Source organism: Micromonospora sp. NPDC002575, assembly GCF_042889525.1.
In the GTDB taxonomy this organism is placed as follows: domain Bacteria; phylum Actinomycetota; class Actinomycetes; order Mycobacteriales; family Micromonosporaceae; genus Micromonospora; species Micromonospora carbonacea.
The window spans coordinates 25,966-39,053 of the sequence record NZ_JBIARA010000032.1; the positions used below are offsets into that span (position 1 = coordinate 25,966).

Genomic DNA, 13,088 nt, shown 5'->3' on the forward strand with positions numbered 1-13,088 from the left:
GGTGAGGCGCAGTTCACATTGTGGGCATGGACACCACCCCCACCGCCACCGCGAAGTCCACCCCGGCCCGCCGGGACCCCACCCGCTACCTCTACCTGGCCGTGATCGCCGCCGCGCTCGCCGGCATCGTCGTCGGGCTCGTCGCGCCCGAGGTCGGCAAGGCGCTGAAACCGCTCGGCACCGGCTTCGTCGCGCTCATCAAGATGATGATCAGCCCGGTGATCTTCTGCACGATCGTCCTCGGCGTCGGCTCCGTGCGGCAGGCCGCGAAGGTCGGCAAGGTCGGCGGCCTCGCGCTCGGCTACTTCTTGCTGATGTCGACCGTCGCGCTGGCCATCGGGCTCGTCGTGGGCAACGTGATCCAGCCGGGCGCCGGCCTGGACCTGGGCGCGCAGACCGCCGACGCCGGCCAGGCGGCGGCGGCCGGCGAGAGCGGGGGTACGACCGAGTTCCTGCTCGGGATCATCCCGACCACGCTGGTCTCCGCGCTCACCGGAGGCGAGGTGCTCCAGACGCTGCTGGTCGCCCTCCTGGTCGGCTTCGCCGTGCAGGGCCTGGGCGGACGCGGCGAGCCCGTCCTGCGCGCCGTCGGGCTGCTGCAACGGCTGGTCTTCAAGGTCCTGGCGATGATCATGTGGGTCGCCCCGATCGGCGCGTTCGGCGCGATGGCCGCCGTCGTCGGCGCCACCGGCATGGACGCGCTCACCAGCCTCGCCCAGATCATGCTCGGCTTCTACGCCACCTGCCTGATCTTCGTGGTCGTGGTGCTCGGCGCGCTGCTCTGGTTCGTCGCCCGCATCTCGATCTTCGCCCTGCTTCGCTACCTGGGCCGGGAGTTCCTGCTGATCCTGTCCACCTCGTCGTCGGAGTCGGCGCTGCCCCGGCTCATCGCCAAGATGGAGCACGTCGGCGTCAGCAAGCCCGTCGTCGGGATCACCGTGCCGACCGGCTACTCGTTCAACCTCGACGGCACCGCCATCTACCTGACCATGGCGGCGCTGTTCGTCGCCGACGCCATGGGCAAGCCGATGTCGATCGGCGAGCAGGTCGGCCTGCTCCTGTTCATGATCATCGCTTCGAAGGGCGCGGCCGGCGTCACCGGCGCGGGCCTGGCCACCCTGGCCGGCGGCCTCCAGTCGCACCGCCCCGACCTGCTCGACGGCGTCGGGCTGATCGTCGGCATCGACCGGTTCATGTCCGAGGCGCGGGCGCTGACCAACTTCGCCGGCAACGCCGTGGCCACCGTCCTGGTCGGCACCTGGACCGGCGAGTTCGACCGCGCGCAGGCCCACGACGTGCTCGCCGGCCGCCGCCCCTTCGACGAGGCCACCATGCTCGACGAGGACGCCCCCGGCGACGACCCGCAGCCGCCGGCCGGCCCGCAGCGCCCGGCGCTCAGCGGCGTATCCGCCTGACCGGCGCGCCGCCCGGCCGCCGCCGAGCCCGAGTCCGTCCCGCCCGCCGCCCACCGGGCCGCGACCGGGGGCGGCGGCCACCATCGGTGGATTGGCGCTCACGGCGGCGACAGCGGCCGCACTATCGTCGGCGGCATGGAGTTGGAGCAGGCACGCAAGCTGTGGCAGCCGCAGCCCGGCTGGCTGAACACCGCCAGCTACGGGCTGCCGCCCGAGCCGGCCTGGGCGGCGGTGCAGGAGGCGCTGGCCGACTGGCGGACGGGACGTACCTCCTGGGAGGGCTGGGACGACGCCACCCGCCGGTCCCGGGCGGCCTTCGCCGGCCTGGTCGGCGTGGCGGCCACCGACGTGACGGTCGGCAGCACCGTCGCCGGGCTGCTCGCCCCCGTCGCGGCGGCCCTGCCGGCCGGGGCCACCGTCGTGGCCCCCGAGGTGGAGTTCACCTCCAACCTCTTCCCCTGGCTCGCCCAGACCGAGCGGGGGGTGCGGGTGCGCACCGTCCCGCTCGCCGGCCTGGTCGACGCGATCGACGCCGACACCGACCTGGTCGCGTTCAGCCTCGTGCAGTCCGCCGACGGCGCCGTCGCCGACTACCACCGGATCGTCGCCGCCGCCCGGGCCCACGACGCGCTGGTCGTCGTCGACGCGACCCAGGCGTGCGGCTGGCTGCCGTTCGACGCCGGCCTGGCCGACGTCGTCGCCGTCGGGGCGTACAAGTGGCTGATGGGGCCGCGCGGGTCGGCCCTGGCCTACCTGGCGCCGGCGCTGCGCGAGCGGCTGCGCCCCGACGGCGCCGGCTGGTACGCGGCCGAGGACCCATTCTCCGCCTACTACGGCCCGCCGCTGCGGCTGGCCGCCGACGCCCGGCGGTTCGACCAGTCCCCGGCGTGGTTCAGTTGGATCGGCACCGCCCCCGCCCTGGAACTGCTCGCCGAGATCGGCCTGCCCGCCGTGCGCGAACACGACGTGGCGCTGGCCAACCGGTTCCTCGCCGGGCTGGGCCGGCCGCCCGGCGACAGCGCGATCGTCGCCGTCGAGGTGCCCGGCGCGCAGGAGAAACTGGAACGGGCGGGCATCCGGGCGGCGGTGCGCGCCGGTCGGGTCCGGGCGTCGTTCCACCTCTACACCACCGACGCCGACGTCGACCTGGCCCTCGACGCGCTGACCGGCTGACCCGCCGCCACCTGCTTGCAAGGAAGGGCCCCTTGTTAACGCTTTCTGTAGAGGAAGGGCCCCTTGTTAACGCCACGCTGGGCGGGGTGGTGGGGACGCCGACGGCCGGGCCCCTTGGTGGTCGGGGGTCCGGCCGTCGGCACATGTGCCTGTGCGTGTGTCAGCTGTTCCAGTGTTGGGTGACGAGGTCGGCGGCCTGCTGTTCCCACTGCGCGTACGCGTCGGGGTACGCGGACACCTGCACGGTCTGGGCGGCGTCGGTCAGGGCCATGTCCTGCCAGCCGTCGACCTGCCTGAGGCCCTTGAGGAACGCTGTGGTGGCGTACTCGGGGTCGGTGATCTGCTCCGGCGAGCCCCAGCCGCTGGAGGGGCGCTGCTGGAACAGGCCGAGGGAGTCGTGGTCGTTGCGGTCGCCGAGGTGGCCCAGGTTCTGCAGCTTCGACTCCTGCAGGGCGGTGCCGATCGAGATCACCGCGGCCCGCTCGTCCAGGCCGGTCTTCTTCGTGGCGGCGATGATCGCCTTGGCGTTGGCGGTCTGTTCGGTGTCGAGGTCGATGCGCGACTGCGCGCCCTGCACACCGTGCGGGATCAGCTTCCCGGTGTCCACCCCGGCGGTGGGCTTGTCGGCCTGCACGGCGGCGACGGGCCGCGCGTCGACCGCGCCGGTGCCGGCGTCGGGGGTGGTGGTGTGGAGGGGTCCGGCGGCGAGGCCGCCGGCGAAGGCGAGTCCGGCGATGCCGAGGATGCTCTTGCGCAGGATGGTCGTGTTCATGGGGGTGTCTCCAATCCGGGGGTCGGCGCACCCCACGCCCGCAAGGGGGGACGGTGAGGGGGTGCGCGAGCACCACGTCGAGGCGCCCGAACAACGAACTCAGAAGAACGAGCGGGGGCGGCTGCCGTGCGGCGCCGGGTCCGGGTGTAACGACCGGCGGCCGGCCCGCATTCCGGGGGGCGACGACACCCAGGGTGCGGGGGCTGCTTCGGTGGTCCGTCAGGTGTAACGACCCCGGCCCGGCCGGGATTCCGGCCCGGGGGTGCCGCCGGTCACCACCCCAGCCCGCCCCGCCCCACCCCACCCCGGCCCGGTCCGCCGAGGTCGGACAAACCGCCCAACCCGGCCGAGGGGTGACGGCATGTCGGGGAGACGGGGGTATCAACGGGACGGGACACCGCCATCTCCCCGACATGGAGTCGATCAACGGAGGGCGGCGGGCGGTGATCGCGCCGGATGCGGCGCGTGACGTGGCGCACAAACGATACGAACCGGTTCCGTATCGAAAAGGCTTCGCCTAGCCTCGTGCAGGTTACGAGTCTGCCCCGTGTCGTATTTGCGGGCGGGCGACATCGGGGAGGGGAACGGCCCATGCAACCGCACGAGAACACCGGACACCCGAGGCGGTGGGCGATCCTCGGGGTGCTGGTGATCAGCCTCCTCGTCGTCGTCCTCGACAACACCATCCTCAACGTCGCCCTGCGCACCCTCGCCGACCCGGTGCACGGCCTCGGCGCGAGCCAGGGCGAGCTGGAGTGGTCGATCAACTCGTACACCCTGGTCTTCGCGGGTCTGCTCTTCACCTTCGGCGTGCTCGGCGACCGGGCGGGGCGCAAGCGCTTCCTGCTGGTCGGGCTGGTCCTGTTCGGGCTGGCGTCGCTGCTGTCGGCGTACGCGCAGAGCCCGGCCCAGCTCATCGGCGCCCGCGCGCTGATGGGGGTCGGCGGGGCGGCGATCATGCCGGTGACCCTGTCGATCATCTCCAACGTCTTCGACCCACGGGAGCGCGGCCGGGCGATCGGCGTGTGGGCCGGCGCGGTCGGCCTCGCCGTGGCGATCGGCCCGATCCTCGGCGGCGCGCTGCTGGAACACTACTGGTGGGGCTCCGTCTTCCTGATCAACGTGCCGGTGGTCGCGGCCGGCGTGGTCCTGGTCGCCCTGTTGGTGCCCGAGTCCCGCGACCCCGAGCCGGGCCGGGTCGACGTCCCCGGCGTGCTGCTGTCGGTGGTGGGCCTGGTGGCCCTGACCTACGGCATCATCGACGGCGGCGAGCACGGCTTCGGCCGGCCCCTGGTCTGGGTGTCGATCCTCGGCGGCCTGGCCGTGCTGACCTGGTTCGTGCTGCTGGAGCTGCGCAGCGACCACCCGTCGCTGGACGTCCGGCTGTTCCGGGTGCCCCGCTTCGCCGCCCCGGTGGCGTTGGTCGGGCTGGTCTTCTTCGCCGCCATGGGCGTGATGTTCTTCAGTTCGTTCTACCTGCAACTGGCCCGCGGCTACACCCCGCTCCAGACCGGCCTGCTCTTCCTGCCCTTCGCCGCCGCCCAGCTCGTCTTCGCCCCGCGCAGCGCGGCGATGGTCCGCCGGTACGGGGGCCGGGCCGTCGCGGCCGTCGGGCTGGCGCTGACCAGCGTGGCCCTCGCGGCGTTCGCGTTCATCGACGCGAGCACCCCGATCTGGGTGGTCCTGGTGGTCTTCCTCCTCCAGGGCATCGGCATGGCCAACATCATGCCGCCGGCCACCGAGTCGATCATGTCGGCGCTGCCCCGGGAGAAGGCCGGCGTCGGGTCGGCGGTCAGCAACACGGTGCGTCAGGTCGCCGGCGCCCTCGGCGTGGCCGTGCTCGGCTCGGTGCTCTCCGCGGTCTACCGGGACGACGTCGCCCCGGCCCTGCGGGGCCTGCCGGCGGGGGCACACGAGGCGGCGAGCGAGTCGATCTCCGGCGCGTACGCGGCGGCCGGGCAGCTCGGTCCGACCGGGCCGACGCTGGTCACGGCCGCCAACGACGCCTTCGTCTCGGCCATGCACTGGGCCGCGGCGCTCTCCGCGGTGGTCGCCGCGCTCGGCTTCGTGGTCGTGCTGCGCTGGATGCCCGGCCGGGCCCTGGACCGGGCGGCCGGCGCCCCGGCGACGGCGGGTGAACCCGAGTTGGCCGGAACAGCGTAGGTCCGGAAGCAATGTCGGACATGACTTCCGCCGCCGAGGCTCCGCGGTCGCCCGGGCGACCGCGGAGCAGCCGCGCGGACGAGGCGATCGTGGAGGCCACCCTCGACCTGCTCGCCGAGGGCAGCACGATCGAGGCGCTCACCATCGAGGCGATCGCGGCCCGCGCCGGCGTCGGCAAGGCCACCATCTACCGCCGCTGGCCGGGCAAGGACGCGCTGCTGCTGGACGCGCTGCGCCGGCTCAAGGGCGTGCTGCCGAATCCGGCGGGCCACTCCGTGCGGGACGACCTGGTGCTGCTGGTCGGCGCGGTCGGGCACAACATCGACCCGCGCGCCGCGAAGATCATGCCCTGCCTGGTGCCGGAGGTGAACCGCAGCCCCGACCACTTCCGGCTCTACCAGAACATCATCGCGCCCCGCCGGCAGCTCATGCGCGAGGTGCTCCGCCGGGGGATACGCCTCGGCGAGCTGCGCGCCGACCTCGACATCGAGGTGGCGATGGCGCTGCTCACCGGGCCGATGCTGGTGCAGCGGATGCTGCGCTGGCACCCCGAGTTGGACGACGTCCTGCTTCCGGACCGGATCGTCGACGGCGTCCTGGACGGCATCCGCGCCCGCTGACGCGACCCCGCGCCGGGCAGCGACGTGTCGGACCGCGAGGCCGGCGTCCAGGTCAGGGCGTCGGCTCGCGGAGCCGGTGCAGGCGCAGCGCGAGCTGCACCTCCAGGGCCCGTCCGGGCTTCTGCCAGTCGGGGCCGAGCAGCTGGCCGACCCGTTCCAGCCGCTGGGTCACCGTGTTGACGTGCACGTGCAGCAGCTCGGCCGCCCGGGCCAGGCTGCCACCCACCCCGAAGTACGCCTCCAGGGTCTTCACCAGCGCGGTGCCCCGCCGGGCGTCGTAGTCCACCACCGGCCCGACGGTGGTGGCGATGAACCGGGCCACGTCCCCGTCGCCCCGGTCGCCCACCGCCCCCAGCAGCAGCCCGACGAAGCCCAGCTCGGCGGTGCTCGCCCCCTGCCCGGTGCGGCCCAGCGCGCCGAGCGCCGTCAGGCAGCGGTCCGCCTCCTGGAAGATCGCCGCCAGCGAGGCGGGGTCGGTCGACGGACCGCTCGCCCCGGCGGTCACCGGCCGGCCCGTCACCCGGGACAGGTCCCGGGACACCGCGCGGGCCGCGCCGCCCGCGTCCCGGCCGGGCAGCATCAGCACCACCCGGCCGTCGCGCGCCGCCGCCAGCCCGCCGCGCGTCGAGGCGTACGTGGTGGCCCAGGAGAGCACCCGCTGCCGGGCGGAACCGGTCGCGGCGATCGCGTCGTCCCCGACCGCCACCAGCACGTGCGGGGCGTCCAGGTCGACACCGAGGCGGCGGGCCCGGCTGCGCAGGGCGTCGGTGTCGGCCAGCGGCCGGGCGATGAGGTCGTCGAGCAGCTCGCCCCGCACCCGCCCCTCCGCCTCGGCCACGGTGCGGCGGAACAGCAGCAGCAGCGCGGTCACCAGCGCCGCCCGCTCCAGGATGCGCTGGTCGGCGTCGACCAGCTCGTCGTCGGGGCGCAGCACCAGCGCGCCCAGGTTCTCCGTGCCGGCGACCACCGCGGCGTACCAGAAGGGGCCCCGGCGGACGCTGCGCCCCTCAGTCCGCGACGCCGCCACCGCCTCCACCAGGTCCACCCGGTCCGGCTCGTCGATCTGACCGACCCGGGCCAGCCGCCGCCCCTGCGCGTCCAGCGCCAGCACCGCCCCGCCGAGCACGTCGGTGACGGCGGACGCCACGTCCTCGACCCCACCGCCGCGCAGCACCAGCGCCGTCATCCGGTCGTGCGCCGCCGCCGCCCGCTCGACCGAGCTGCTGTGCGCCCGGATGGTGGTGTTGGCCGCCGACAGCTCCGCCAGCGCGGCCTGCGTCTCGGCCAGCAGCCGCGCGGTGTCGATGGCCACCGCCGCGTGCGCCGCGAGGGACACCAGCAGCGACACCTCCTCCCGGGCGAACGGCCGCGCGGAGCGGTTGGCCGCGTACAGCACGCCGATCGAGGTGGAGCCGAGCCGCAGCGGCACGCCGAGGATCGCCACCAGGCCCTCCTCGCCCACCCCGGCGTCGATCTCCCCGGTGTGGTGGAACCGCTCGTCCTCGGGGTAGTTCGCGGTCACGTACGGGGTGCCGGACTGGGCCACCAGGCCGCCCAGGCCCGCGCCCATCGGCAGCCGCAGCCGCTGGAACCGCGCCGAGATCGACCCGTCGGTGACCCGCATGTACGTGTCGCCGCGCTCGTCGTCGTCGAGCGTCATGTACGCCACGTCCGCGCCGAGCAAGTGGCGTGCCCGGTGCACGATCGCCCGCAGCACGGCATCGAGGTCGCGCAGGCCGGCCAGGTCGCTCGCGGTGTCGTACAGGCCGGACAGCTCGGTCTCCCGGCGGCGGCGGCGCTCCAGCAGCGCGCGGACCCGCAGCGCGACCACCTTCGCCTGCTCCAGCTCGGCGAGCCGGTCGGCGGGCACGCCGGCCGCGCGGGCCGCCACCAGCGGCCCCTCGAACTCCACCGCGGCGGCCTCTCGGGCGAGCAGTTCCAGGAACTCCACCGGCGACGACATGACCGACATTGTGCGCGGGGCCACTAGTTCGCCGTCCAGCCCCCGTCGAGGGCGATGGACGCGCCGGTGATGAACGCGGCCGGCGGCGCGCACAGGTACGCCACCAGCTCCGCGACCTCCTCCGGCTCGATCAGCCGCTTGATCGCCGCCCGGGCCAGCATGATCTTCTCCACCACCTCGGCCTCGCCGATGCCGTGGGTGGCGGCCTGGTCGGCGATCTGGCCCTGCACCAGCGCCGTGCGCACGTACGCCGGGTTGATGCAGTTGGCGGTGACCCCGTGCGCGGCGCCCTCCAGCGCGACCACCTTCGACAGCCCCTCCAGGGCGTGCTTCGCCGACACGTACGCCGACTTGTACGGCGAGGCCCGCAGCCCGTGCACCGAGGAGATGTTGACGATCCGCCCCCAGCCCCGGGCGTACATGTGGGGCAGCGCCCGCCGCACGATCCGGAACGGCGCCTCCACCATCACCCGGTGGATGTAGGCGAACCGCTCCGGCGGGAAGTCCGGCACCGGCGCGACGTGTTGCAGGCCGGCGTTGTTGACCACGATGTCCACGTCGGCGTCGAGCCGGTCCACCGCCGCCGGGTCGGCCAGGTCCACCCGCTCGGCCCGGCCGCCGGCCAGCGCCGCGACCTCCTCGGCCGCGCCCGCGTCGCGGTCGACCACCAGCACGCGGGCCCCGGCGGCGGCCAGCCGCAGGGCGCAGGCCCGGCCGATGCCGCCGCCACCGCCGGTCACCAGCGCGGTCCGACCGGCCAGGTCGACGTGTACGACGTGGGGGCCCGCCACGGGTTCTGCCGTCATGGCGCACAAAGCTACGAGCTGGGTGCCCGGGGGCACATGGGGTCGGGGCACATACTCGACGTCCCGGCTGTGTGCCGGTGCGACCCCCGGCCCCACGGCGGCGGGACCCCCTCTCCTTCGGCGGCACGGCCCCCGGCCCGTCGGCGGCGTGTCCCCTGGCCCCCGGCGTGTCCCCGCAGCCGGGCGTCGGGGCCGCCCAGTAGGGTGTCGAACACACGTACTGCCGACGTGGTGGGGAGGAGGCGGCGTGCGCGTGCTGGGCGTCGACCCGGGGCTGACCCGGTGCGGGGTCGGCGTGGTCGAGGGCGTGCCGGGCCGGCCCTGCACCCTGGTCGCCTACTACGTCGTCTACACCGACCCCGACGACGACCTGCCGCTGCGCCTGCTGCACCTGGACCGCTCGCTCACCGACCTGGTCGCCGAGCACCGGCCGGACGCCGTCGCCGTCGAGCGGGTGTTCAGCCAGCACAACGTGCGCACGGTGATGGGCACCGCCCAGGCCAGCGGGATCGCCGTGCTGGCCGGCGCGCGCGCCGGGCTGCCCGTGCAGACCTACACCCCGAGCGAGGTCAAGGCCGCCATCACCGGCTCCGGCCAGGCCGACAAGGCGCAGATGACGACCATGGTGACCCGGCTGCTGCGGCTGCCCGAGCCGCCGAAGCCGGCCGACGCCGCCGACGCCCTGGCCCTGGCCATCTGCCACGTCTGGCGCGGCGGCACCCGCTCGAAGCTGGCCGCCGCGGCCGACCGGGCACGACGAGGAGGAGCACGATGATCGCCAGTGTGCGCGGGACGGTGACCGCGACCGGCCCGGACCACGCGGTGGTGGAGGTCGGCGGGGTGGGCCTGGCGGTGCACTGCGCCCCCGGCACGCTCGCCGACCTGCGGATCGGCCAGCCGGCCCGGCTGGCCACCAGCCTGGTGGTCCGGGAGGACTCGCTCACCCTCTACGGCTTCGCCGACGACGACGCCAAGCAGCTGTTCGAGCTGCTCCAGACCGCGAGCGGGGTGGGGCCCCGGCTGGCCCAGGCGGTGCTCGCCGTGCACACCCCCGACGCGGTGCGCAAGGCCATCGCCAACGCCGACACCGCCGCGCTGACCCGGGTGCCCGGCATCGGCAAGAAGGGCGCCGAGCGCCTGGTGCTGGAGCTGCGGGACCGGATCGGCCCGGTGCCGGTGGGCGCCGACGGGGCGGCCGGGGTGACCGGGGGCGCGTGGCCCGAGCAGGTCCGCCAGGCCCTCGTTGGCCTGGGCTGGACGGCGGGCCAGGCCGACCAGGCGGTGGCCGCGGTGGCGGAGACCGTCGACGGCCCGCCGCCGCCCGTGCCGGTCCTGCTCAAGCAGGCCATCCGCCTGCTCGGCCGGACCCGATGACCGGCCCCGACGGCAACCTCGTCTCCGCGTACGTCAACGACGCGGAGCGCGACGCCGAGGCCAGCGTCCGGCCGAAGCGGCTGGAGGAGTTCATCGCCCAGCACCGGGTCCGCGAGCAGCTCGACCTGCTGCTGCGCAGCGCGATGCGGCGCGGCTCCCCGCCCGACCACATCCTCCTGTCGGGCCCGCCCGGCCTCGGCAAGCCCGTCTCCGTCGACGCGCTGGTCCTCCTTGAAGACGGTTCCCGCCGTCGGCTCGGTGACATCGTCGTGGGCGACCGGGTCATCACCCGCACCGGCGTGGGCGCGACGGTGACGGCCGTGCACGAGCAGGGCGAGTTGGATTCCGTTCGCATCCGTACGACCAGCGGGCGGGTCGTCGTCGCGGCGCCCGACCATCCGTTCTGGACGCCCGAGGGCTGGGTCAAGGCCGGTGACCTGACCGAGCGGGACTTCCTGGCCAACGTCCTGTGCCCGGAGCTCGTCCCGGACGGCACCGAGGCCCTCGACGAATACAAGCTGGCCGGCTACCTGATCGGCGACGGCTGCACGAGCAACCAGGTCACGTTCACCGGTGGCGACGCGGGTGCCCTGGCGGACTTCCGGGCCGTCTGCGACCGGCTCGGCCACGGTCACGTCACGAGGCCCAACAGCGCCCGCAGTTCACGCGTGCGGGTCTCCGGGCTGCGGTCGTGGCTTGCCGAGCACGAGCTGCTGGGCAAGACCGCCTGGCAGAAGCGGGTGCCCGACTTCGTCTACCAGGGTGACGCGTGGCAGGTCGGGGCGTTCCTCGGGGCATACTTCGCCTGCGACGGCACCGTCAGCCGTCGTGGCCGGGACCGTTACGACATCGTCGTCGGTTGCTATAGCGTCTCCCGGGAGCTGCTCGCCGACGTGCAGCACCTGCTGTTGCGGCTCGGTGTGCAGTCCCGGCTGAAGCTCAAGCGGGGCCGCTACCAGGGCCGCCCGCACGAGTCGTGGCGGCTGAGCATCACCAGCCAGGACGACGTCGCCCGGTTCGTCGAGCGGGTGACGGTGATCGGGGAGCGTGGCGTGCGACTCGCGGAGTGGATGCCGCGCCGGGGTCGTTTCGAGGAGCGTCTCGCCGTCGACCGGGTCGCCTCGGTGGAGCCCGCGGGCCTGCACCGGTGCCGCTGCCTGACGGTCGACGGCGACCACACCTTCACGGTCAACGATCTGGTGGTGCACAACACCACCCTGGCCAACATCGTGGCGGCCGAGCTGGGCGCGGGCATCCGGGTGACCAGCGGCCCGGCCATCGAGCGCTCGGGCGACCTCGCGGCGATCCTGACCAGCCTCACCGAGGGTGACGTGCTGTTCATCGACGAGATCCACCGGATCGCGAAGCCGGCGGAGGAGCTGCTCTACAGCGCGATGGAGGACTTCCGGGTCGACGTGGTCGTCGGCAAGGGGCCGGGGGCGACCGCCATCCCGCTCGACGTCGAGCCGTTCACCCTGGTCGGGGCGACCACCCGGTCGGGCCTGCTGACCGGGCCGATGCGGGACCGCTTCGGCTTCGTCGCGCACCTGGACTTCTACTCCCCGGCCGACCTGGAGGTGCTGCTGCGCCGGTCGGCGCGCATCCTCGGGGTGCCGATCACCGACGACGGGGCCGCCGAGATCGCCGGCCGGTCCCGGGGCACCCCCCGGATCGCCAACCGGCTGCTGCGCCGGGTGCGCGACTTCGCCGAGGTCCGGGCCGACGGCACGGTCACGGTGGAGACGGCCCGGGCGGCCCTGACGGTGTACGACGTCGACGCGCTCGGGCTGGACCGGCTGGACCGGGCGGTGCTCACCGCGCTGGTCGACTCGTTCCGGGGCGGCCCGGTGGGCCTGTCGACGCTGGCCGTGGCGGTGGGGGAGCAGCCGGACACCGTCGAGGAGGTGTGCGAGCCGTTCCTGGTGCGGGCCGGGTTGCTGGCGCGTACGCCCCGGGGTCGGGTGGCCACCGAGGCGGCCTGGCGGCATCTGGGTCGTACCCCACCGAATGGTACATTTGGCACCGGTGCCCCTCCCGCGCCCGATCTGTTCTCCGGCGCGCCCGATGAGCCGTGATCCGTTCGTGATCTGTGCCGCATTCGGCGTTCCCAGGTGCAGGGACTAGACTCGCCGCGGTCTGTACAGGACGTGAGAATCCGCCTCCGCTCCGGTGCCCCTCGTGCCGAGCCGGAGGCCAATCGGAAGGTCAGTAACCGTGCTTTACGCAGCAGCGGGTGGCGGGGGGGCCGGCGGTCTCACGCCGATCCTCATGATCGCCCTGCTCTTCGGCGTCATGTACTTCATGATGATCCGCCCCCAGCAGAAGCGCCGCCGCGAGGCGGAGCGGATGCAGTCCACCCTCGGTCCCGGCGACGAGGTGGTCACCATCGGCGGTCTCTACGGCACGGTCACCGGCGTGGACGACGAGACCGTCCTGCTCGAGGTCGCCCCCGGCGTGCAGACCCGGTACGCCCGCCCGGCCATCGCCCGCGTCGTGAGCCAGGCCGAGCGGCCCGAGTCAACCGAGGCCACCGAGGCCAGCGAGGACGCCGAGACCGTCAAGGAGTGACCGTCGTCCCGGGGACGGGGCAGCGGAGACAGCGATAAAACTGGATAGTTGGGCCGATGCCCGACGCCGACGCGTGAGCGCTGCCGGCCGCCGCCCCCGCGGCGGCCGTGGGCAGCCGTGTCGACGTCGGGTCGCCGGCCCGGACACCCGTCGCCGGGACCCCCGGCCCGACCCTCGTGCCGCCGCCGAAGGCGGTGCGACCGTAACAGGGAGACAGACAGCCGTGGCACCACC

At 74.2% G+C, this 13,088-nt stretch carries 11 protein-coding genes and 2 pseudogenes; 10 read left to right on the forward strand and 3 right to left on the reverse strand.

Annotated elements, in window-relative coordinates; translation table 11 throughout:
- Positions 1 to 26: 26 nt before the first annotated feature.
- Together ACFYWL_RS29750 and ACFYWL_RS29755 are read left to right on the forward strand one after the other, a co-directional pair.
- Positions 27 to 1,415, forward strand: coding sequence for a cation:dicarboxylate symporter family transporter (locus tag ACFYWL_RS29750; RefSeq protein ID WP_386979647.1), 1,389 nt, complete (start codon positions 27 to 29; stop codon positions 1,413 to 1,415).
- A 135-nt stretch (positions 1,416 to 1,550) separates the two neighbouring features.
- Positions 1,551 to 2,588 (forward strand): aminotransferase class V-fold PLP-dependent enzyme, encoded by a 1,038-nt coding sequence (locus ACFYWL_RS29755; protein WP_386979650.1) that lies wholly within the window; start codon positions 1,551 to 1,553, stop codon positions 2,586 to 2,588.
- 160 nt (positions 2,589 to 2,748) lie between these two features.
- On the opposite strand, the gene ACFYWL_RS29760 is transcribed toward ACFYWL_RS29755, so the two are convergent.
- On the reverse strand, positions 2,749 to 3,360 hold the full coding sequence (locus ACFYWL_RS29760; RefSeq protein WP_386979654.1) for a hypothetical protein: 612 nt from the start codon (positions 3,358 to 3,360) through the stop codon (positions 2,749 to 2,751).
- 591 nt (positions 3,361 to 3,951) lie between these two features.
- On the opposite strand from ACFYWL_RS29760, the gene ACFYWL_RS29765 reads away from it, so the two are divergent.
- A complete protein-coding gene (locus ACFYWL_RS29765) occupies positions 3,952 to 5,523 on the forward strand; it encodes an MFS transporter (protein WP_386979657.1) in 1,572 nt (523 codons plus the stop codon).
- Positions 5,524 to 5,534: 11 nt separating this feature from the next.
- A complete protein-coding gene (locus ACFYWL_RS29770; RefSeq protein WP_386979659.1) occupies positions 5,535 to 6,143 on the forward strand; it encodes a TetR/AcrR family transcriptional regulator in 609 nt (202 codons plus the stop codon).
- A gap of 52 nt (positions 6,144 to 6,195) precedes the next feature.
- Here ACFYWL_RS29770 and ACFYWL_RS29775 read toward each other — a convergent pair whose 3' ends face one another.
- Entirely contained in the window at positions 6,196 to 8,115 is a 1,920-nt protein-coding gene (locus tag ACFYWL_RS29775) for a helix-turn-helix domain-containing protein (RefSeq protein ID WP_386979714.1), read from the reverse strand.
- A gap of 14 nt (positions 8,116 to 8,129) precedes the next feature.
- Entirely contained in the window at positions 8,130 to 8,912 is a 783-nt protein-coding gene (locus ACFYWL_RS29780) for a 3-hydroxybutyrate dehydrogenase (RefSeq protein WP_386979662.1), read from the reverse strand.
- A gap of 247 nt (positions 8,913 to 9,159) precedes the next feature.
- On the opposite strand from ACFYWL_RS29780, the gene ruvC reads away from it, so the two are divergent.
- The 6 genes and pseudogenes from ruvC (at position 9,160) to yajC (ending at position 12,854) form a co-directional block, all read left to right on the forward strand.
- Positions 9,160 to 9,687: a crossover junction endodeoxyribonuclease RuvC gene (ruvC, locus tag ACFYWL_RS29785; protein ID WP_386979665.1), complete on the forward strand. Its 528-nt coding sequence runs from the start codon at positions 9,160 to 9,162 to the stop codon at positions 9,685 to 9,687.
- Positions 9,684 to 10,286, forward strand: a complete 603-nt coding sequence (ruvA, locus tag ACFYWL_RS29790) for a Holliday junction branch migration protein RuvA (RefSeq protein ID WP_229398393.1) — start codon at positions 9,684 to 9,686, stop codon at positions 10,284 to 10,286. The genes ruvC and ruvA overlap by 4 nt, the downstream gene beginning before the upstream one ends.
- A pseudogene (locus ACFYWL_RS29795) lies at positions 10,283 to 10,615 on the forward strand (Holliday junction branch migration DNA helicase RuvB); the annotation flags it as partial. The gene ruvA and the pseudogene ACFYWL_RS29795, both read left to right, overlap by 4 nt.
- Positions 10,607 to 11,305, forward strand: a pseudogene (locus ACFYWL_RS29800) (LAGLIDADG family homing endonuclease); the annotation flags it as partial. The pseudogenes ACFYWL_RS29795 and ACFYWL_RS29800, both read left to right, overlap by 9 nt.
- Positions 11,306 to 11,356: 51 nt before the next feature.
- Positions 11,357 to 12,361 carry a Holliday junction branch migration DNA helicase RuvB gene (gene ruvB / locus ACFYWL_RS29805; protein ID WP_386979717.1) on the forward strand — a complete coding sequence of 335 codons (1,005 nt, stop codon included), beginning with the start codon at positions 11,357 to 11,359 and terminating at the stop codon, positions 12,359 to 12,361.
- A 139-nt stretch (positions 12,362 to 12,500) separates the two neighbouring features.
- Positions 12,501 to 12,854: a preprotein translocase subunit YajC gene (gene yajC / locus ACFYWL_RS29810; RefSeq protein WP_386979670.1), complete on the forward strand. Its 354-nt coding sequence runs from the start codon at positions 12,501 to 12,503 to the stop codon at positions 12,852 to 12,854.
- The last annotated feature ends 234 nt before the right edge of the window (positions 12,855 to 13,088 follow it).